The sequence below is a fragment of the Streptomyces sp. NPDC111744 genome, from assembly GCF_055634995.1.
The window spans coordinates 280,590-300,041 of sequence record NZ_JBVKCG010000004.1; the positions used below are offsets into that span (position 1 = coordinate 280,590).

At 72.3% G+C, this 19,452-nt stretch carries 17 protein-coding genes and 1 pseudogene; 14 read left to right on the plus strand and 4 right to left on the minus strand.

The window, feature by feature from the left end; genetic code table 11:
* Nucleotides 1–3 precede the first annotated feature (3 nt).
* Complete coding sequence (locus ACZ7OO_RS11490; protein ID WP_471503821.1) at nucleotides 4–816, plus strand: hypothetical protein; 813 nt, start codon at nucleotides 4–6, stop codon at nucleotides 814–816.
* A gap of 39 nt (nucleotides 817–855) precedes the next feature.
* A complete protein-coding gene (locus ACZ7OO_RS11495) occupies nucleotides 856–1,185 on the plus strand; it encodes a rhodanese-like domain-containing protein (RefSeq protein WP_471504258.1) in 330 nt (109 codons plus the stop codon).
* Nucleotides 1,186–1,322: 137 nt separating this feature from the next.
* On the opposite strand, the gene ACZ7OO_RS11500 is transcribed toward ACZ7OO_RS11495, so the two are convergent.
* Nucleotides 1,323–2,456: an acyl-CoA dehydrogenase family protein gene (locus ACZ7OO_RS11500; RefSeq protein ID WP_471503822.1), complete on the minus strand. Its 1,134-nt coding sequence runs from the start codon at nucleotides 2,454–2,456 to the stop codon at nucleotides 1,323–1,325.
* A gap of 159 nt (nucleotides 2,457–2,615) precedes the next feature.
* Here ACZ7OO_RS11500 and pepN point away from each other — a divergent pair, with 159 nt between their 5' ends.
* From pepN to ACZ7OO_RS11520, 4 genes are all read left to right on the plus strand, one after another.
* The gene (gene pepN / locus ACZ7OO_RS11505) at nucleotides 2,616–5,051 is read left to right on the plus strand and encodes an aminopeptidase N (protein ID WP_471503824.1); all 2,436 of its coding nucleotides are present in this window, start codon (nucleotides 2,616–2,618) and stop codon (nucleotides 5,049–5,051) included.
* A 417-nt stretch (nucleotides 5,052–5,468) separates the two neighbouring features.
* On the plus strand, nucleotides 5,469–6,254 hold the full coding sequence (locus ACZ7OO_RS11510; RefSeq protein ID WP_471503826.1) for a DUF5819 family protein: 786 nt from the start codon (nucleotides 5,469–5,471) through the stop codon (nucleotides 6,252–6,254).
* A complete protein-coding gene (locus ACZ7OO_RS11515) occupies nucleotides 6,251–7,450 on the plus strand; it encodes an HTTM domain-containing protein (protein WP_471503828.1) in 1,200 nt (399 codons plus the stop codon). Before ACZ7OO_RS11510 ends, ACZ7OO_RS11515 begins: the two co-directional genes overlap by 4 nt.
* Complete coding sequence (locus ACZ7OO_RS11520; RefSeq protein WP_471503830.1) at nucleotides 7,447–8,181, plus strand: TrmH family RNA methyltransferase; 735 nt, start codon at nucleotides 7,447–7,449, stop codon at nucleotides 8,179–8,181. The genes ACZ7OO_RS11515 and ACZ7OO_RS11520 overlap by 4 nt, the downstream gene beginning before the upstream one ends.
* A gap of 9 nt (nucleotides 8,182–8,190) precedes the next feature.
* Here ACZ7OO_RS11520 and paaN read toward each other — a convergent pair whose 3' ends face one another.
* Complete coding sequence (gene paaN / locus ACZ7OO_RS11525) at nucleotides 8,191–9,897, minus strand: phenylacetic acid degradation protein PaaN (RefSeq protein WP_471503832.1); 1,707 nt, start codon at nucleotides 9,895–9,897, stop codon at nucleotides 8,191–8,193.
* Between the two features lie 148 nt (nucleotides 9,898–10,045).
* Between paaN and ACZ7OO_RS11530 the strand changes: the two genes are divergently transcribed.
* Both ACZ7OO_RS11530 and ACZ7OO_RS11535 read left to right on the plus strand, forming a co-directional pair.
* Nucleotides 10,046–11,560 (plus strand): 3-hydroxyacyl-CoA dehydrogenase, encoded by a 1,515-nt coding sequence (locus tag ACZ7OO_RS11530; RefSeq protein WP_471503834.1) that lies wholly within the window; start codon nucleotides 10,046–10,048, stop codon nucleotides 11,558–11,560.
* A complete protein-coding gene (locus tag ACZ7OO_RS11535) occupies nucleotides 11,557–12,144 on the plus strand; it encodes a TetR/AcrR family transcriptional regulator (RefSeq protein ID WP_471503836.1) in 588 nt (195 codons plus the stop codon). Before ACZ7OO_RS11530 ends, ACZ7OO_RS11535 begins: the two co-directional genes overlap by 4 nt.
* A 16-nt stretch (nucleotides 12,145–12,160) precedes the next feature.
* Here ACZ7OO_RS11535 and ACZ7OO_RS11540 read toward each other — a convergent pair whose 3' ends face one another.
* Nucleotides 12,161–12,661, minus strand: coding sequence for an Lrp/AsnC family transcriptional regulator (locus ACZ7OO_RS11540; protein ID WP_471503838.1), 501 nt, complete (start codon nucleotides 12,659–12,661; stop codon nucleotides 12,161–12,163).
* Between the two features lie 175 nt (nucleotides 12,662–12,836).
* Between ACZ7OO_RS11540 and pdhA the strand changes: the two genes are divergently transcribed.
* The 6 genes and pseudogenes from pdhA to ACZ7OO_RS11570 form a co-directional block, all read left to right on the plus strand.
* Nucleotides 12,837–13,979 carry a pyruvate dehydrogenase (acetyl-transferring) E1 component subunit alpha gene (gene pdhA, locus ACZ7OO_RS11545; protein WP_471503840.1) on the plus strand — a complete coding sequence of 381 codons (1,143 nt, stop codon included), beginning with the start codon at nucleotides 12,837–12,839 and terminating at the stop codon, nucleotides 13,977–13,979.
* Nucleotides 13,979–14,983, plus strand: a complete 1,005-nt coding sequence (locus tag ACZ7OO_RS11550; protein ID WP_471503842.1) for an alpha-ketoacid dehydrogenase subunit beta — start codon at nucleotides 13,979–13,981, stop codon at nucleotides 14,981–14,983. Before pdhA ends, ACZ7OO_RS11550 begins: the two co-directional genes overlap by 1 nt.
* Entirely contained in the window at nucleotides 14,983–16,320 is a 1,338-nt protein-coding gene (locus ACZ7OO_RS11555; protein WP_471503844.1) for a dihydrolipoamide acetyltransferase family protein, read from the plus strand. The genes ACZ7OO_RS11550 and ACZ7OO_RS11555 overlap by 1 nt, the downstream gene beginning before the upstream one ends.
* 58 nt (nucleotides 16,321–16,378) lie before the next feature.
* Entirely contained in the window at nucleotides 16,379–17,281 is a 903-nt protein-coding gene (locus ACZ7OO_RS11560) for an NTP transferase domain-containing protein (protein ID WP_471503846.1), read from the plus strand.
* Nucleotides 17,278–18,672, plus strand: a complete 1,395-nt coding sequence (locus ACZ7OO_RS11565) for a molybdopterin molybdotransferase MoeA (RefSeq protein WP_471503848.1) — start codon at nucleotides 17,278–17,280, stop codon at nucleotides 18,670–18,672. Before ACZ7OO_RS11560 ends, ACZ7OO_RS11565 begins: the two co-directional genes overlap by 4 nt.
* Nucleotides 18,669–18,874, plus strand: a pseudogene (locus tag ACZ7OO_RS11570) (Ion channel protein); the annotation flags it as partial. The gene ACZ7OO_RS11565 and the pseudogene ACZ7OO_RS11570, both read left to right, overlap by 4 nt.
* Here ACZ7OO_RS11570 and ACZ7OO_RS11575 read toward each other — a convergent pair.
* The gene (locus tag ACZ7OO_RS11575) at nucleotides 18,847–19,449 is read right to left on the minus strand and encodes a hypothetical protein (RefSeq protein WP_471503850.1); all 603 of its coding nucleotides are present in this window, start codon (nucleotides 19,447–19,449) and stop codon (nucleotides 18,847–18,849) included. The pseudogene ACZ7OO_RS11570 and the gene ACZ7OO_RS11575 sit on opposite strands and share 28 nt — an antisense overlap.
* Nucleotides 19,450–19,452: the final 3 nt, after the last annotated feature.

A 19,452-nucleotide genomic window follows, 5' to 3' on the forward strand; every position in this document is an offset into this window, starting at 1 on the left:
CGGGTGACGACCCCGGAAGCTGAGCAGTCTGAGGCACCGCGGCCCGAGGAACGCCTGGAGCGGGCCGTGCGGGCCGCCGAGCAGGCGTTGATCGAGTACGAGATCGCGGTCGAGACCTTCCGTGTCGAGGTCGAGAACTTCTCTCGCCTGCACGAGCAGAAGCTCGGCCCCCTCTACCTCCGCCTCGAAGAGCTGGACGCGCGGATCGCCGAGGCGAAGGCCGCCCGCACCGGTGACCCCGAGGACATCCGCGCCGCCGAGGAGGCCCGGGCCCGGGTCCTGCCCATCCCCGGCGTCGAGGAACTGCTGCACGGCTGGATGGACGGCAACGGCCTGTTCCCGGAGGCCGCCGCGATGCTCACCGAGCAGGAGGTACGGCCTCCGCAGCGGGTGCGGCCCAGCGAGGAGGCCCGTCGGCTCTACCGCGAGCTGGCCCGCAAGGCCCACCCCGACCTGGTGCAGGAGGGGGCGGAGCAGTCGCGGCGCGAGGAGTTCCTCAGCCGGGTCAACGCGGCCTACGCCCGCGGCGACGAGGCCCTGCTGCGGGAGCTGGCCGAGGAGTGGGAGGCCGGCCCGGTCCCGCCCGAGCGCAAGCCGAGCCGCGCCGAGGAGCTGTACGCCCGCCTCGAATGGCTCGCCGAGCGCAAGGAACTGCTCACCCTCGTGGCCAAGGAACTGGAGGAAGGCCCCATCGCCGGCCTGCTCCGGCTGGCCCCCGACGACCCGGACAGCCTCCTCGACGAGATCGCCGAGAAGCTCTCCAAGGACGTGGTCGGCCGGGAGACGGAGCTGGCCGCGCTGCTCGCCCAGGAGTAGCGGTCGGGTAGCGTCGGAGCCATGAACTTCGCAGCGCGTGTGCCCACGGTCGAGGTCGCGGACCTCAAGGACGGCGACTTCCTGCTGGACGTCCGCGAGGACGACGAGTGGCAGGCGGGCCACGCCGCGGGCGCCCTGCACATCCCGATCAGCGAGTTCGTGGCTCGCTACGGCGAGTTCACCGAGGCCGCTCCCCAGGACGGTCGCGTCCACGTCATCTGCCGCTCCGGCGGCCGCTCGGCCCAGGTCACGATGTACCTGGCCCAGCAGGGCATCGACGCGGTGAACGTGGACGGCGGCATGCAGGTGTGGCAGGCGGCGGGCCGAGAGGTCGTGACGGACGCGGGCGAGCCGGGTTTCGTCATCTGAAGTCCCGTATCGGAAGCGCCCCGCAAGGGGCGCGGGGTTGTTTTCGATCCGCGGCTACCGCCGCGTGGGCGCGACCAGCGCACACCGGCCGGCGGATCCGGCACGACGGAACCGCCCCGATCCTCCCTTTCTCGCCGCTATCCCAACGGATGCGCAGCAAGCAGATCCCCCAACGCCTCCTCGTAGGCCCCCGCCGGCCCAAGGGCCAGCTCGAGCTGTTTCGCCCAGGCGTGATACCGGTGCAGCGCATACTCCGTGTCGGCCCCGAACCCCCCGTGCAGATGCTGCGCGGTCTGCACCACCCGCCGCACCCCCTCGGCCGCCCAGATCTTCGCCACCGCCACATCCCCGGCCGCCGGCAACGCGCCGGGCGCGCCGGAGGCGATCCGCCACGCCGCCTGCCACAGCGTCGCCTCCATGGCCCGAAGGTCGATGTACCGGTCGGCGGCCTGCACGGCGACGGCCTGGAAGGTGGCGATGGGATGCCCGAACTGCTCCCGCTTCCCCGCGTACTCACCGGTCATCCGCAACACCCGCTCGCCCACCCCGAGCGCCAGTGCACACGTCCCGGTCACGAGCAGCTCCCGCAGCCACTCCCAGGCCCCCTCCGCCGTCACCACATCCCGTCCCGCCACCCGCGCCGACTCCAGCCGCAGCTCACCGAGCCGTTCCCCGCTGGTCGACACCTGCTCGGCGAGCGCGACCCCGTCACCTGACGGCGCCACCAGCGCCAGCACGCTCCGGTCGCCGTCGGTGTGCGCCGGTACGACGACGAGATCGGCGTCGTACACCCACGGCACCGCCGTCTGCACCCCGTCCAGCACCCACGTGTCACCCTCTGGTCGCGCGGTCACCGCCGGCTCGGCCGGGTCGTGCCCGGTGCGCCCGCTCGCGGCGACGGTCAGCACCAGCTCACCGCGACCCGTCCGCGCCAGCAGCCGTGCCCTCAGCTCCTCCTCCCCGTAGGTCTGAACGGCCGCCATGGCCGCGCTGTTCTCCAGCAGCGGCACCCGGGCCAGTACCTTCGCCGACTCCCGCAGCACCAGGCAGAGCGTGATGGCGTCCAGACCCGCTCCGCCGTACTCCTCGGTCGGCAGCAGACTGAGCAGGTCCGCGGCCGCCAGCCGGTCCCACAGTTCCCGGTCGAAGTGCTCGGCCACGGCGCCGGTGGTCAGCGCGGGGCTCGGCACCGCGTCCGGCGCCACCCCGGCGAACACCCCGCGCGCCGCCTCGGCCGCCGCCAGCTGCTCCTCGGTGAAGGTGAAGTCCACGATCCTGTCCTCCCGGCGCGTCCGCTGATCTGACGGTCCGTCAAGATAGAACAGGTTCTAGAAGAAGGGAACCGAAAACCCCTGCGATCACCAGCTCTTTCCGTCGTAGGCTGACGCGCGCTGCCCGCCGACGGGGGACGGACACACGAGGGAGGACACATGGGGATCCGAAGCCTGACCCGTACCGAGGCCGAGCGCCGGTCCGCGCTGATCACGGTCGAGCGGTACGACGTGGACATCGACCTCACCGCCCTGCCCGGCGGACCGGAGATCCGGTGTGTCTCCACGGTGGCCTTCAGCTGCGCCGAGCCGGGCGCCGGGACCTTCGTCGACTGCGCGGCCGAGGTCCGCTCCGCCACCCTCAACGGCACCCCCCTCACCCCGAGCGACGACGGCCGGATCCCGCTGCCCGGCCTGGCCGCGCACAACGTGCTGCGCGTCGAGAGCGTCCAGGCCGACACCACGGCCGGCCCGGGCGTCCACAAGGCCGTCGATCCCGCCGACGGCGAGGTGTACGTCTGGGCCAGCTTCGAACCGGACGAGGCCCGCTTCGTCTGGGCCTGCTTCGACCAGCCCGACCTCAAGGCCCCGCACGCCTTCACGGTGACCGCCCCGGCCGCCTGGACCGTCCTCAGCAACTCCGGCGACCCGCGCGTCGAGGAGCAGGGCGCGGCCCGCCGCTGGGTCTTCCCGGACACTCCGCCGCTGTCCGTCTACAACACCGTCGTCAATGCGGGCCCCTTCCACGAGATCCGCCGCGAGGCCGACGGCCACGACCTCGGCATCTTCGCCCGCCGCTCGCTCGCCGAGGTCCTGGAACGCGACGCCGACGAGATCTTCACCCTCACCCGCCAGGGCCTCGCCTTCTTCGCCGAGGCGTTCGCGATGCCTTTCCCCCAGCGCACGTACGACCAGGTGTTCATGCCCGAGTTCGGCGGCGCGATGGAGAACTACGGCTGTGTGACCTGGTCGGACATTTTCCTGCGGCGGGCCACGCCGACACCTGCCGAGCGTGAGCTGCTCGCGCTCGTGCTGCTGCACGAGATGGCGCACATGTGGTTCGGCAACATCGTCACCATGCGCTGGTGGGACGACCTCTGGCTGAACGAGGCCTTCGCCGAGTTCGCCTGCCACTGGGCCGCCGAGGGCGCCACCCGCTACACCGACGTCTGGGCGGGCCACCTCGCCGGCGACAAGCTGAAGGCCTACCTCTCCGACCAGGGCCCGGTCTCCCACCCGATCCACCAGCCCATCCACGATGTCGCCCAGGCCGCGTCGATCTTCGACAACATCACCTACCCCAAGGGCGCCTCCGTCCTCCAGCAGTTGATGACCTATGTCGGCGAGGACCGTTTCCGCATCGGCATGGCCGCCTACTTCGCCCGCCACGCCTGGGGCACCACCACCCTCCAGGACCTGATCGACGCCCTCGCCGAGGCGAGCGGCCGGGACCTCGCCCCCTGGCGGAAGGCCTGGCTGGAGACCGCCGGGACCGACCGCTTCACCCTGGAGCACGACGGCGACACGGTCACCCTGGTCGCCGACGGCACCCCGCGCCCGCAGGTCCTGGCGGTCGGCGCGTACGACCGCGACGGCGACGCCCTCGAACGCACCGCCCTGGTCCGCGTCGAGGTCACCGAGCCCCGCACCCCCGTCACCGGCCTCCCTGCCACGTCCGACCTCCTCCTGATCAACGACGACGACCTCACCTTCGCCACCACCCGCCCGGACCCCGCCACCCGGGAGACCCTCTTCCGCACGGCGGCCCAGCTGCCCACGGCCATCTCCCGGGGCGTGGCCGCCGCCACCGTCTGGGACATGCTCACGGCCGGCGAGGCCACGGCGGCCGAGGCCGGACGGTGCCTCACCGCCGTCCTCGCCGCAGAGAGGTCCGACGCCGTGATCGAGCCCTACCTGACCCTCGTCACCGACATCGCCGAACTCTGGGCCCCGGACGCCGACCGCCCCGCGCTGACCCAGGCCGCTGCCAAGGCCTGCCGACAGCTCGCCGGCGACCCGGGCCGCCGCCAGGTGGCCCTGCGCGGCCTGGCCCGCACCGCGACCGGCGCCGAGGACCTGGCCTGGCTCCGTGACCAGGCCGGTGACGACATCGACCTGCGCTGGCGCGCCCTCGTCCGCGAGGCCGAACTCGGCGGTGACGTCGCCGCCGAGTCCGCCGCCCTGCTCGCACGCGACCCCGACCCAGATGCCTGGGTCCGCGCCCTCACGGTCCGGGCAGCCTCCCCCGACCCGGCCGCGAAGACGGAGGTCTGGCAGCGGCTGGCCGTGGACCGCACGGTGCCCGTCCAGTCGGTCAGGGCGGTGGCGGACGCCTTCTGGCGCCCCGGCCAGGACGCCCTGTTCGCCCCCTACGCCGAGCGCTACCTCGCCGCGGTCCCCCAGCTGGACCAGGGCGGAATGATCCCGGCGATGGTCTACACCTCCCGGCTCTTCCCGCCGTACGCCATCGATTCCGCCTACGTCGAGAAGGCCCAGCAGGCGGCCCAGGAAGCGGCCCCCGTGGTCCGCAACACCCTTCTGGAACGCTCCGACGCCGTCCGCCGTATGCTCCACGCCCGGTCCGTGAACGCCTGATCCACCTGCCACACCCCCTACGCCTGTGCCGCACCTCCTGCTCCTGGCCCCGGGTCGGTTTCGCTGCTACGCCCGGCTCCAGGGCAGATCCACAGTTTCGAGGGCGGAAGTCCACGGGTTCAACCGCTGTGGAAAACCTTCGGCGCGGCCTGTGGACAACTCGCCGAGCAGGACTCACGCACCGCCCGGGCCGCCGTACGACCTGCCGTGACTCGGTCGTCGGCCCCGGGGGACCGCTGCGGGGACCGTCGCCGCGCCCGGCCGGAGTGGTGATGGCCACGCCCTCGGGCCGGTCCCCGGGGCTGCGCCCGGCGGCCGGTGCTGAGTACCGTTCCGTGCGAGTGCCGGACAGCGGCACACCGGCCGGCCCCGAATGGGCCTTCCGGGCGAAGTGGTGGTTTCGGGGAACGGGGCGGCATGGACGCATACGACGGGGACTCGGACGCCCGGAAGGGGCCGGAGGGTCCGAGCGGGACGCGTCCGGATCCGGTGCCGGCGGGAGAGGCGCGTCCGGAGCAGCCGCCCCCCGGCACACAGGAGCCCTCCGCCCCGCCCCGCAGTGGCGTCGCCGCCCTCTCCCCCCGCTACCAGGTGGGTGCGGCCCTCGCCCTGGCCCTGGTCGCCGTCGCCGCCTGTGTGCACCTCGGGATGGTGTTCCTGAGCGTCGCGCCGGCGAACACGGTGACGAAGCAGCACGGCAAGGCGATCGAGGAGTGGGTGTACCCGGAGTTCGAGCAGAACTGGAAACTGTTCGCGCCCAACCCGCTGCAGCAGAACATCGCCGTACAGGTGCGCGCTGACGTGCGGATGCAGGACGGCACCACGACCACCACCGGCTGGAACGACCTGTCGGCCCAGGACGGCAAGGCCATCGACGGCAGCCTGCTGCCGAGCCACACCGTGCAGAACGAGCTGCGCCGGGCCTGGGACTTCTTCGTCAGCACGCACGGCACCGACAACCGCCCGATCGGCCTGCGCGGCTCCCTCTCCGAGCAGTACCTGCGCCGGATCGTCGTGATGCGCATGTACGAGGGCGACGCGACCAGCGAGAAGGGCACCATCGAGCGCGTCCAGGTGCGCTCCAGCACCACCAACGTGCCCCCGCCGGACTGGAGCGGCGAGAAGGTCTCCGACACCCCCGTCTACCGGGTGCTGCCCTGGTGGACGGCCACGGCTGACGAGGCCGACGGAGGTGTGCGATGAGCCGCCTCGCCGTGTGCCTGTCCCGTGCCATCGCCCGGGTCACCGAGTCCGCCCTCGGCCCGTACCAGACGGCCGTCGTACGCATCGGCTTCGCCGCCACCTGGCTGCTGTTCCTGCTGCGCGAGTACCCGCACCGGCAGGAGCTGTACGGCCCCGACGGACCCTGGAGCTTCGACCTCGCCCAGCAGCTGACCGCCGACAACCACGCCTTCACGGCGCTGCTGTCCTTCGACGGCCGGGCCTTCTTCGAGATCTTCTACTTCCTGGCCGTCCTCTCCAGCGCCCTGCTGCTGGTGGGCTGGCGCACCCGCACCATGTCCCTGCTGTTCATGGTCGGCGTGCTGTCCCTGCAGAACCGCAGCGTCTTCATGGGCGACGGCGGCGACAACGTGCTGCACCTGATGTCCTTCTACCTCGTGTTCACACGCTGCGGCCAGGTGTGGTCCCTGGACGCGCGCCGGGCGGCACGCGCGCGTGCGGACGAGAAGCCGGTCACCGACCGGGTCGGACCGGCGCTGTGGGCGGTGTCCGGTGTCCTGCTGGCCGTGGCGGCCCTCACCGGCCGCTCCGGCGGTGGCTGGCTGGTGCCGGCCCTCATGTGGGCGACCTGGGCGGGCGCCGCCCTGTGGTGGGCGGTGGGCCGCTGGGCGCGCACACCCGAGCCGCGGATCCTGCTGGACGTCATCGCCGACATTCTGCACAACGGCGCCCTGTTCGTGATCATGGCCGAGGCCTGCCTGATCTACGCCACCGCCGGCTGGTACAAGATCCAGGGCTCACGATGGCAGGACGGCACCGCCGTCTACTACCCGCTCCACCTGGACTACTTCTCGCCCTGGCCGGCCCTCGCCGACCTGCTGTCCGCCAGCGGCACGCTGGTGCTGCTGGTGACCTACGGGACGGTCATCGTCCAGGTCGCCTTCCCGTTCACGTTGTTCAACCGCCGGGTCAAGAACCTGCTGCTGGCCGCGATGATGACCGAGCACGCGGTGATCGCGGTCGTCCTCGGCCTGCCCTTCTTCTCCCTCTCCATGATCGCGGCGGACTCGGTCTTCCTGCCGACGGCCTTCCTGCTCCAGCTCGGCGGCCGCGCGGCACGCGCGCGTGCCCGAGTCTTCCGGCGCGGCGCCCCCGCACTGCTACCCCCTCGCTCCCCGGAGGCGGACGAACAGCCCCGCGTAGGCTTCGGGGCATGACCGACCCCCTGAACCACTGGGCGCGGCTGGCGGGCTCCGCCGTCCTCCTCGACGGCTTCCACGCCCTCAAACACGCCCTGCGCTTCGGCGCGGAGGCGCCGGTGGCGGTCACCACGGACCGTGCGGCTGCGCTGGCCCTGGCGGACGAGCTGGCGCCGGACGTACGGGAGGCGCTGGCCGCCCTGCTGACGGAGGTGGCGCCGGAGACGTACGCGTCCCTTGTGTCCCGCCCGCATCCCACGGCCGTGGCCGCCCTGGCCGTACGACCGTCCCGCGAGGCCAACCTGCGCGAGCTGGCCCGAATTCCCCGCGTAGCTCCGATCGTCGTCCTCGACGAACCCCGCAACCTCGGCAACGCGGGCGCGGTGATCCGTCTGGCGGCGGGCTTCGGGGCGACGGGAGTGATCACGACCGGCACGCTCGACCCCTGGCACCCGACGGTCGTACGAGGCGGCGCGGGCCTCCACTTCGCGACGGCGGTGGAGCGATTGGCGGTGCCGGAGCTGCCGCGGGGTCCGGTGTACGCCCTGGACCCGGAAGGCGAGGACATCCGGAGCACGAAGCTCCCGGACGACGCGATCCTCGCCTTCGGCTCAGAACGAACGGGCCTGTCGACGGACCTACGCGCGCGTGCCGACCATCTCCTGCGACTGCCGATGCGCCCCCAGGTGAGCAGCTACAACCTGGCGACCAGTGTCGCCATGGCCCTGTTCCACTGGAGCGCCCCGTAAGGGTGTGTGCTACGCCTCCCGGCGCACCTCGACCACCCGGAACCGGTTCGCCACGAACGCTCCATCGCAGAGCGCGGCGTTCGCCGCCGGGTTTCCGCCCGAGCCGTGGAAGTCGGAGAACGCGGCCGTCTGGTTGACGTACACCCCGCCGACCAGGTTCAGCGACAGCTGCGCGGCCTCCTCCAGGCAGACCTCCTCCACGGCGCGCTCCACGTCGGTGTCGACGGTGTACGCGCCGACCGTCATCGCGCCCTTCTCCCGGACCGTCCGCCGCAGCAGCTCCACCGCGTCGGTGGCCGAGTCGACGGCGACCGCGAAGGACACCGGCCCGAAGCACTCGCTCATGTACGCGGCCTCGTCGTCCGCCCCCTCCCAGTACTTCCGCGCCCCGTCCAGTTTCACGATCACCGGAGTGCGCACGACCGCGTCCGGGAACTCCGGGTTGGTGATCTCGCGAGACGCGAGGGCGACCTCGCCGAGTCCTGCGGCGGCCTCCAGGCGGGCCTTGACGTCGGGGTTGACGATCGCGCCGAGCAGCGCGTTCGCACGGGCATCGTCGCCGAGCAGCCCGTCGACGGCGCGGGCGAGGTCGGCGACCACCTCGTCGTACGTCCTGGGGCCTTCGTCGGTGCGGATGCCGTCGCGGGGGATCAGCAGGTTCTGCGGGGTGGTGCACATCTGGCCGCTGTAGAGGGAGAGCGAGAACGCCAGGTTGGAGAGCATGCCCTTGTAGTTGTCGGTGGACTCCACCAGCACCGTGTTGACGCCGGCCTTCTCCGTGTAGACCTGCGCCTGCCGGGCGTTGGCCTCCAGCCAGTCGCCGAAGGCGGTGGAGCCCGTGTAGTCGATGATCCTGACTTCGGTGCGGGTGGCGAGCGTCTTCGCGATGCCCTCGCCGGGGCGCTCCGCCGTCAGCGCCACCAGGTTCGGGTCGAAGCCGGCCTCGGTGAGGACCTGGCGGGCGACCTGCACGGTGAGGGCGAGCGGCAGCACCGCGCGCGGGTGCGGCTTCACCAGCACCGCGTTGCCCGTGGCGAGGGAGGCGAACAGGCCCGGGTAGCCGTTCCACGTCGGGAACGTGTTGCAGCCGACGACCAGCGCGATCCCGCGCGGGACCGGCTTGAACGTCTTCGTCAGCGCGAGCGGGTCGCGCTTGCCCTGCGGCTTCGACCACTCGGCCGTGTCGGGGGTGCGGACCTGCTCCACGTACGCGTAGGCCACCGCCTCCAGGCCGCGGTCCTGGGCGTGCGGGCCGCCCGCCTGGAACGCCATCATGAACGCCTGGCCGCTGGTGTGCATGACCGCGTGCGCGAACTCGTGCGTGCGGTCGCTGATCCGCTTGAGGATCTCCAGACACACCACGGCGCGCGCCTCCGCGCCCGCGTCGCGCCACGCGCGCTGGCCGGCCTTCATCGCGGGCAGCAGTGTGTCGACGTCCGCGTGCGGGTAGGTGACGCCCAGTTCGATGCCGTACGGGGAGACCTCGCCGCCCACCCAGTCGTCGGTGCCGGGCTGGCCGAGGTCGATCCGGCCGCCGAGAAGGGCGTCGAAGGCGGCCTTGCCCGCCGCCGCGTCCAGGCTGCCGTGCTCGCCGTAGGCCTTGGGGTGCTCGGGGTGGGGGGACCAGTACGCGCGCGTGCGGATCGCCTCAAGCGCCTGGTCAAGGGTGGGCCGGTGCTTGGCGATCAGCTCGTGCACGGTGAGTTCGGCGGTCATGCGGGACCAACTCCTCGTCTGATGAGCTCCCCTTCGAGCTCATGACCTGGGCAGAAACGGCCGGACAGAGTTAGAGTAACCGAACGATCGGTCGGGACAAGGGGGCCTGCCGCATCTGTGGAAAACCCCGTGCGGGAGGATCGCGCACATGACAGCACTCGACCTCAGCAGCCCCGTGGGGGTCGCCGGCACCGGCACCATGGGCCAGGGCATCGCCCAGGTCGCACTCGTCGCGGGCCATCGCGTACGGCTGTACGACGCCGTCCCCGGGCGGGCCGGGGACGCTGCCGCGGCGATCGTCGCCCGTCTCGACCGGCTCGTCGAGAAGGACCGGATGGGGGCTGCCGACCGGGACGCGGCCCGCGCGCGGCTGCTGCCCGCCGAGGAGCTCACCGACTTCGCGGACTGCAGCCTGGTCGTGGAGGCCGTCCAGGAGCGGCTGGAGGCCAAGCAGGAGCTCTTCCGCGCCCTTGAGGACATCGTCGACGACGACTGTCTGCTGGCCACCAACACCTCCTCCCTGTCGGTGACCGCCATCGGCGGCGCCCTGCGCAGCGCCTCACGCCTGGTGGGCCTGCACTTCTTCAACCCGGCCCCGCTGCTGCCGCTGGTCGAGGTCGTCTCCGGGTTCGCCACCGACGTCACGTCCGCCACGCGCGCGTACGAGACGGCACGCGCCTGGGGCAAGACGCCGGTCGCCTGCGCGGACACCCCCGGCTTCATCGTCAACCGCATCGCGCGCCCCTTCTACGCCGAGGCGTTCGCGGTCTACGAGGCGCAGGCCGCCGACCCGGCCACCATCGACGCGGTGCTGCGCGAGTGCGGCGGCTTCCGGATGGGCGCCTTCGAACTGACCGACCTGATCGGCCAGGACGTCAACGAGTCCGTCACGCGCTCCGTGTGGCAGGCCTTCTTCCAGGATGTCCGCTTCACGCCTTCCCTGGCCCAGCGCCGGCTCGTCGAGGCCGGCCACCTCGGCCGCAAGACCGGACACGGCTGGTACGACTACGCGGACGACGCCGAGCGCCCCGAGCCGCACACCGCCGAGCCGGCCGACCGGCCCCCCTACGTCGTCGCCGAGGGCAGCCTGGGACCGGCCGCCGAGCTGCTCGCGATGATCCGCGAGGCGGGCATCCAGGTCCGCGAGGACGACGAGGACCACGGCACCCGCCTGGTGCTGCCCAGCGGCGGCCAGCTGGTCCTCGCCGACGGCCAGACCTCGGTGGAGTTCCGGGACGTCGTCTACTTCGACCTGGCGCTCGACTACCGCCGCGCCACCCGCATCGCCCTGTCCGCCGGACACGACACCCTGCCCCAGACGCTCAACGAGGCCATCGGTCTCTTCCAGGCGCTCGGCAAGCAGGTCAGCGTCATCGGCGACGTCCCCGGCATGATCGTCGCCCGTACGGTCGCCCGGATCGTGGACCTCGCGCACGACGCCGTCGCCAAGGGCGTCGCCACCGAGGAGGACATCGACACCGCGATGCGCCTGGGCGTCAACTACCCGCTCGGCCCCTTCGAGTGGAGCCGCCGCCTCGGCCGCGACTTCGCCTACGACCTCCTCGACGACCTGCACCTGCGCGACCCGAGCGGCCGCTACGCGCCCTCCCTCGCGCTCTACCGCCACGCGTACGCCACCGAGAAGCGGGAGGGCGCCTCATGACCACCGCCAAGCGCGACACCTACACCCCCGAGACCCTGCTCTCGGTGGCCGTCCAGGTCTTCAACCAGCGTGGCTACGACGGCACCTCCATGGAGCATCTCTCCAAGGCCGCCGGTATCTCCAAGTCGTCGATCTACCACCATGTCTCCGGCAAGGAGGAACTGCTGCGCCGGGCCGTCAGCCGGGCCCTGGACGGCCTGTTCGGGATCCTCGACGAGGAGCAGGCGCGCGTGGGGCGTGCCGCCGACCGCCTGGAGCACGTCGTGCGGCGCATGGTGGAAGTGCTGATCGCCGAGCTGCCGTACGTCACGCTGCTGCTGCGGGTGCGCGGCAACACCGACACCGAGCGACGGGCGCTGGAGCTGCGCCGCGACTTCGACCACCGGGTGGCCGACCTGCTGAAGGCGGCCGCCGCCGACGGGGACGTACGCGGTGACATCGAGGTGCGCCTCGCGACCCGGCTGGTCTTCGGCATGGTCAACTCGATCGTGGAGTGGTACCGCCCGGACGGGCGCGGCGCGAGCGAGCGCGAGGTCTCCGACGCGGTGGCGCGCCTGGTGTTCTCGGGTCTCCGCGCGGCCTGACCCGGGCCGTCCGGCGTCAGCCGCCCGGCTCCAGGTCCTCCTCCTCGAACACCAGCAGTGTGCGGGTGCTGAGCACCTCGGGGATCGCCTGGAGCCGGGTCAGCACCAGTTCGCGCAGCGCCCTGTTGTCCGGCGTGTGCACCAGGAGCAGGACGTCGAAGTCCCCGCCCACCAGGGCGATGTGGTCGGCGCCGGGCAGCTGCCGCAACTCCTCGCGCACCGTGCGCCAGGTGTTCTGGACGATCTTCAGCGTGATGTAGGCGGAGGTGCCGTGGCCGGCCCGCTCATGGTCCACCCGGGCGCCGAAACCGCGGATCACCCCGTCCTCGATGAGACGGTTGATACGCGCGTAGGCGTTGGCGCGCGAGACATGGACACGTTCGGCGACCGACCGTATCGAGGCCCGGCCGTCCGCCTGGAGGATCTGCAGGATGTCCTGATCAATGGCGTCCAGCGGGCGCGCGGGCGGCAGCGTGGCGCGGTCCTGCGGCCCCTCGGCCATTTGTTCAGGTGGCATGTCCCCCCGCCTTCCTGCCGTGGACGTACTGCGTTCATTTCAGGCTGTGGAGAACCGTTTGTCCACAGCCTGGAGCCGCCTGTAGCCAAAATGTGCCGGCGACCGAACAATCGGTAGGTGGGACGGGTCACAGCCGATCCGTCTCCCGCAGCCACCCCCACGAGGAGGTGCCGTCATGACGGTCCTGGAGCAGCGAGGCGCATACCGCCCATCGCCGCCGCCCGCCTGGCAACCCCGGACGGACCCCGCGCCCCTGCTGCCCGACGAGCGGCCGTACCGCGTCCTCGGGACCGAGGCGGCCGCCAAGGCCGACCCGGAGCTGCTGCGACGGCTCTACACCCAGCTGGTGCACGGCCGCCGGTACAACACCCAGGCCACCGCGCTCACCAAACAGGGCCGCCTCGCCGTCTACCCGTCCAGCACCGGCCAGGAGGCCTGCGAGGTCGCCGCCGCGCTCGCCCTTCAGGAACGCGACTGGCTCTTCCCCAGCTACCGCGACACCCTCGCGGTCGTCGCCCGGGGCGTGGACCCCGTCGAGGCACTCACCCTGCTGCGCGGCGACTGGCACACCGGCTACGACCCCTACGCCCACCGAGTGGCCCCCCTGTCCACCCCGCTCGCCACCCAGCTCCCGCACGCCGTCGGCCTCGCCCACGCGGCCCGCCTCAAGGGCGACGACGTGGTCGCGCTCGCCATGGTCGGCGACGGCGGCACCAGCGAGGGAGACTTCCACGAGGCGCTGAACTTCGCCGCCGTCTGGCAGGCCCCGGTCGTCTTCCTGGTCCAGAACAACGGCTTCGCCATCTCCGTCCCGCTCGACAAGCAGACCGCCGCCCCCTCCCTGGCCCACAAGGCCGTCGGATACGGCATGCGGGGCCGCCTGGTCGACGGCAACGACGCGGCCGCCGTGCACGAGGTCCTCTCCGACGCCGTACGGCACGCGCGCGAGGGCGGAGGCCCCACCCTGGTGGAGGCGGTGACCTACCGCATCGACGCCCACACCAACGCCGACGACGCAACCCGCTACCGCGGCGACGCCGAGGTCGACGCCTGGCGCGATCACGATCCGATCCTGCTGCTGGAGCGCGAGTTGAGCGACCGTGGACTGCTCGACGAGGACTTCGCACGGCAGGCGCGCGAAGCCGCCGAGACCATGGCCGCCGACCTGCGCGAGCACATGAACCGCGACCCGGAACTCGACCCCATGGCCCTCTTCGACCAGGTGTACGCCGAGACCACCACCCAACTGCGCGAGCAGCGCGCCATGCTGCGGGCCGAACTGGAAGCCGAGCAGGCCGACCGGGAAGGCGGCCGCTGATGACCACCGTCGCCGTCAAGCCCGCCACCATGGCGCAGGCCCTCACGCGCGCGCTGCGCGACGCGATGGCCGCCGACCCCGCCGTGCACGTCATGGGCGAGGACGTCGGCGCCCTCGGCGGGGTCTTCCGGGTCACCGACGGCCTCGCCAAGGAGTTCGGCGAGGACCGGTGCACCGACACCCCGCTCGCCGAGGCCGGCATCCTCGGCACCGCCGTCGGCATGGCCATGTACGGGCTGCGCCCGGTCGTGGAGATGCAGTTCGACGCCTTCGCCTACCCCGGGTTCGAACAGCTGATCAGCCATGTCTCCCGGATGCGCAACCGCACCCGGGGCCGGATGCCCCTCCCGATCACCGTCCGCATCCCCTACGGCGGCGGCATCGGCGGCGTCGAGCACCACAGCGACTCCTCCGAGGCCTACTACATGGCCACCCCCGGCCTGCACGTCGTCACCCCCGCCACGGTCGCCGACGCCTACGGCCTGCTGCGTGCTGCCATCGCCTCCGACGACCCGGTCGTCTTCCTCGAACCCAAGCGCCTTTACTGGTCCAAGGACACCTGGAACCCCGAGCACCCGACGGACGTTGAACCCATCGGCCGCGCGGTGGTGCGCCGCACAGGGCGCAGCGCCACGCTCATCACCTACGGCCCGTCCGTACCGGTCTGCCTCGAAGCCGCCGAGGCCGCCCAGGCGGAGGGCTGGGACCTCGAAGTCGTCGACCTGCGCTCCCTGGTGCCGTTCGACGACGAGACGGTCTGCGCCTCGGTACGGCGCACCGGGCGCGCGGTCGTCGTACACGAGTCGGGCGGGTTCGGCGGACCGGGAGGGGAGATCGCGGCCCGGGTCACGGAGCGCTGCTTCCACCACCTGGAGGCGCCGGTGCTGCGCGTGGCCGGGTTCGACATCCCCTACCCGCCGCCGATGCTGGAGCGCCACCACCTGCCCGGCGTCGACCGCATCCTGGACGCGGTGGCGCGTCTGCAGTGGGAGGCCGAGGGCTGATGGCACAGGTGCTGGAGTTCAAACTGCCCGACCTCGGGGAGGGGCTGACCGAGGCGGTGATCGTCAACTGGCTGGTCCAGGTCGGCGAGGTCGTCGCGATCGACCAGCCGGTCGTCGAGGTCGAGACGGCCAAGGCGATGGTCGAGGTCCCCTGCCCCTACGGCGGTGTGGTCACCGCCCGCTTCGGCGAGGAGGGCACCGAACTGCCCGTCGGCGCCCCGCTGCTGACGGTCGCCGTCGGCGAGGCCACCTCGGTCCCCGAGGCGGAGGGCTCCGGCAACGTCCTGGTGGGCTACGGCACCGGGGCACCCCCGGCGCGCCGCCGCAGGGCCCGCCCCACCGCACCGGAGCAGGCAAATGGCATGGCCGGCAAGACCGCAGCCGTCGTCGAAACGGCGGCCCGCGCGCACGTGCCCGCACCGCCCCCGGTCACCGAGGGCCCCGTCCCGGTGATCTCCCCGCTGGTCCGCCGCCTCGCCCGGGACAACGGCCTTGACCTGCGCCGGCTGTCCGGCTCGGGCCCCGACGGCCTGATTCTGCGCGCCGACGTCGAGGACGCCCTGCGGGTCAGCGCGGCCCGCGCCACCACCGCCACCAAGACCGCGCCCAGTCCGCCGAACGCCTCGGCCGGCGCGCCGAGCACCCAGACCGGCACCCGTACGCCCCTCAAGGGCATTCGGGGAGCGGTCGCCGACAAGCTCTCCCGCAGCCGCCGGGAGATCCCCGACGCGACCTGCTGGGTGGACGCCGACGCGACCGAGTTGATGCGCGCGCGAACCGCGATGAACGCGGCGAAGGGCCCCAAGATCTCCCTGCTCGCGCTCCTCGCCCGGATCAGCACGGCAGCCCTGGCCCGCTACCCCGAGCTGAACTCCTACGTCGACGTCGAGGCCCGTGAGATCGTCCGACTCGACCATGTCCATCTGGGCTTCGCCGCCCAGACCGACCGGGGCCTGGTGGTCCCCGTCGTCCGGGACGCCCACGCCCGCGACGCCGAGGCCCTGACCGCGGAGTTCGCCCGCCTCACCGAGTCGGCTCATGCCGGAACGCTCACCCCGGGCGAACTCACCGGCGGCACCTTCACGTTGAACAACTACGGCGTCTTCGGCGTCGACGGCTCCACCCCGATCATCAACCACCCCGAAGCGGCCATGCTGGGAGTGGGCCGCATCGTCCCGAAGCCATGGGTGCACGAAGGCGAGCTGGCGGTCCGCCAGGTGGTCCAGCTGTCATTGACCTTCGACCACCGGGTCTGCGACGGCGGCACGGCGGGCGGCTTCCTGCGGTACGTGGCGGACTGCGTGGAACAGCCGGCCGTACTTCTCAGGACGCTCTGAACCGTCTCACCCGGCCCTGTCGGTTCCCAGTGATCCACCCTCCCCCCATACTCGAAAGGTGACCGACACCGAGCCGCCGACCTACGACGCGATCGTATTGGCCGGCGGTGCAGCGAGACGCCTCGGCGGGGCCGACAAACCCTCCGTCCGGGTAGGCGGCCGCCCCCTGCTCGACCGTGTCCTCACGGCCTGCGCCGGCGCCCGGAACACCGTCGTCGTGGCAGCCCCCCGCCCCACCTCCCGTCCGGTGCGCTGGACCCGCGAGGACCCGCCCGGCAGCGGCCCGGTCGCCGCCCTCGACGCCGGCCTGCGCCACACCACCGCCGACCGTGTGGTCGTACTCTCCGCAGACCTCCCGTTCCTCGAAGTGGCAACGGTCGAGCACCTGTTGTCGGCTCTGCAGACCTCCGGCGCGGACGCCGCACTGCTCACCGACGCCGAGGGCAGAGACCAGCCCCTCGTCGCGGCCTACCGCACGGCGTCGCTCCGCCACGCCCTGACGGCCCTCGCCGAAGCCGACGGCTCCGGCCTCACCGGCCTCCCCCTGCGGCGCCTGACCGCCGCACTCGACCTCAACCGCGTCCCGGACCCCCTCGCGTCCTTCGACTGCGACACCTGGGACGACATCGCCGACGCCAGGGCACGCATCAGGGAGCATGGGAACGTGTTGGATGAATGGATCTCCGCAGTCAAGGACGAACTGGGCATCGACCTGGACGTCGACACCGGCGTCCTGCTCGACCTGGCCCGGGACGCCGCGCACGGCGTGGCCCGACCGGCCGCCCCACTGACCACGTTCCTCGTCGGCTACGCGGCCGCACAGGGCAAGGGAGGCCCCGAAGCCGTCGCCGAAGCGGCCCGCAAGGCCGCCGCGCTGGCTCTGCGCTGGGAAGAAGAGGCGAACGCCGCCGAGCGGTCCGCCTCCGGGAAGCCCGCCCCCGACCCGGGGCCCGGCCGATGACCGCCCCCGGCACCCGGGTCGGCGCGTCCGCCGGGGGCACCGACGACGATCTCGACGTCGAGGAGGCACTCGCCCTCGTGAGAGAGCCCAGGGAGCCCAGGGAGTTCGGAGAGGACACCGCCGGTGGCCACACGCCCCCGCCCGCCGCCCCGGGCGAGCACGCCCACGGCGGTAGGTCGGCGCACCAGCATCACGCCATCCCCTGGCCCCAGGCCCGTGAGATCGCGGCCCGTGCCGCCCGCTCCGGCGCCCGCCGGGTCCCCGTCTCCGTGTCGCTGGCCGACGCCCTCGGTCTGGCCCTGGCCACCCCGCTGGACGCGCTGACCGACCTTCCCTCCTTCGACACCTCCGCGATGGACGGCTGGGCGGTGGCGGGCCCCGGTCCCTGGGACGTACGCGAGGAAGGCGTGCTGGCCGGGCACACACAGCCCGAGCCACTCACCGACGGCGAGGCGGTACAGATCGCCACCGGCGCCCGGATCCCGGCGGACACCACCGCGGTGCTGCGCAGCGAACACGGCCGTATCGACACCCAGGGCCGGCTGCATCCCACCCGTGAGGTCGTCCACGGCCAGGACATCCGCCCGCGCGGCCAGGAGTGCCGCAGCGGCGACCAGTTGCTTGCCGTCGGCACCCTGGTCACCCCGGCGGTCCTCGGCCTCGCAGCGGCCGCCGGGTACGACACCGTCACGGTCGTCCCCCGCCCCCGGGCCGAAGTGCTGATCCTCGGGGACGAGTTGCTCACCGAGGGACTTCCGCACGAGGGTCATATCCGGGACGCGTTCGGCCCGATGCTGCCGCCCTGGCTGCGCGCGCTCGGCGCCGAGGTGACCGCCGTACGCCGGCTCGGCGACGACGCCAAGGCGCTGTACAAGGCGATCACCTCGTCCAGCGCCGATCTCATCGTCACCACGGGCGGCACCGCGTCCGGCCCGGTCGACCATGTCCACCCCACCCTGGAGCGCATCGGGGCCGAACTCCTCGTCGACGGCGTCAAGGTCCGCCCCGGCCACCCCATGCTGCTGGCCCGCACCCAACCGAACCAGCACCTCGTCGGCCTCCCCGGCAACCCCCTCGCCGCCGTCTCCGGTCTGCTCACCCTCGCCGAACCCCTGCTGCGCACCCTCGCCGCCCACCCGGCCCCCGAGCCCTACGCGCTGCCCCTGGCGGAAGCGGCGCACGGACACCCGTACGACACCCGGCTCATCCCGGTCGTCCTGCGTGGCGATGTGGCCGTCCCGCTGCACTACAACGGCCCGGCGATGCTCCGTGGCATCGCCGCCGCCGACGCGCTCGCGGTCGTACCGCCGGGCGGGGCACAGCGAGGTGAGGAGACGGAGCTTCTTGACCTGCCGTGGGCGGCCGCGGGGATCGCGGTGTGTTTCACGTGAAACTTCCGGGCCATGACGCCATCGCCGCCAGGCGGACGAACATCTGGTGACCCAACGGGTGAAACTCCCGAGGAAAGTGGTGGAGCGCCCGATCCGCCAGGTCAGCAAACGGCTGTCACTCGCCCTGTTGGTGCTGGTCGCCACCGCGTTCATCGTCTACGCCGACCACGACGGCTACAACGACACCTCTGAGAGAGCCGTGGTGCCCATGCCGATGGCTTCTTCGATCTCGCCCATTCGGGCGGCGGCGACTCCGAGGGTGAGGCGGGCTTCTGCGGCGCGCTCGTCGTCTCCGAGGAGGCGGTAGGCGTCCATCCCGTAGAAGTCCCACTTGTCGGGGTCGATGATGAAGTGGTGTTCGGGGTGGTCGGGTCTGGGAAGTCGGTCCAGCCTGGCGCGGCCGGCGTCGAGGGAGTCGCGGACCAGGCGGGCGTCTCCCACGCGTGCGGCGGCGCGGGCCTTGTGGGCGTAGAGTTGGACGCCGACGGAGTGCGTTTGGTCGGCCATGTGTCCGGCCTCGACGGCGTTGAGCATGTCTTGCCAGCGGCTTTGAGTGAGGGCGAACCAGGCCTCGATCTCCCACGCCCACGCCTTGATCTCGCCGTGCCCGGCCTCCTCGCCGATCCGGAGTGCTGCGGCCTTGCTGAGGTTGGCGGCTTCACGCTGGCCTCGGTCGTACTGGACGCACGCGTTGAGCAGGAACAGCCATCCGGTGTCGACGAGTAGTTCCCGGTGCTGGCGCAGGGGCACTCGGCCTTCGAGCTGCTTGGTCGGCAAGAG

What these genes read in the sequence shown, in the direction of transcription:
- pepN (WP_471503824.1), top strand. Translation starts at nt 2,616, where the DNA reads ATGGGGATCCGAAGCCTGACCCGTACCGAGGCCGAGCGCCGGTCCGCG.
- ACZ7OO_RS11510 (WP_471503826.1), top strand. Translation starts at nt 5,469, where the DNA reads ATGGACGCATACGACGGGGACTCGGACGCCCGGAAGGGGCCGGAGGGT.
- ACZ7OO_RS11515 (WP_471503828.1), top strand. Translation starts at nt 6,251, where the DNA reads ATGAGCCGCCTCGCCGTGTGCCTGTCCCGTGCCATCGCCCGGGTCACC.
- ACZ7OO_RS11520 (WP_471503830.1), top strand. Translation starts at nt 7,447, where the DNA reads ATGACCGACCCCCTGAACCACTGGGCGCGGCTGGCGGGCTCCGCCGTC.
- paaN (WP_471503832.1), bottom strand. Translation starts at nt 9,897, where the DNA reads ATGACCGCCGAACTCACCGTGCACGAGCTGATCGCCAAGCACCGGCCC.
- ACZ7OO_RS11530 (WP_471503834.1), top strand. Translation starts at nt 10,046, where the DNA reads ATGACAGCACTCGACCTCAGCAGCCCCGTGGGGGTCGCCGGCACCGGC.
- ACZ7OO_RS11535 (WP_471503836.1), top strand. Translation starts at nt 11,557, where the DNA reads ATGACCACCGCCAAGCGCGACACCTACACCCCCGAGACCCTGCTCTCG.
- ACZ7OO_RS11540 (WP_471503838.1), bottom strand. Translation starts at nt 12,661, where the DNA reads ATGCCACCTGAACAAATGGCCGAGGGGCCGCAGGACCGCGCCACGCTG.
- pdhA (WP_471503840.1), top strand. Translation starts at nt 12,837, where the DNA reads ATGACGGTCCTGGAGCAGCGAGGCGCATACCGCCCATCGCCGCCGCCC.
- ACZ7OO_RS11550 (WP_471503842.1), top strand. Translation starts at nt 13,979, where the DNA reads ATGACCACCGTCGCCGTCAAGCCCGCCACCATGGCGCAGGCCCTCACG.
- ACZ7OO_RS11555 (WP_471503844.1), top strand. Translation starts at nt 14,983, where the DNA reads ATGGCACAGGTGCTGGAGTTCAAACTGCCCGACCTCGGGGAGGGGCTG.
- ACZ7OO_RS11565 (WP_471503848.1), top strand. Translation starts at nt 17,278, where the DNA reads ATGACCGCCCCCGGCACCCGGGTCGGCGCGTCCGCCGGGGGCACCGAC.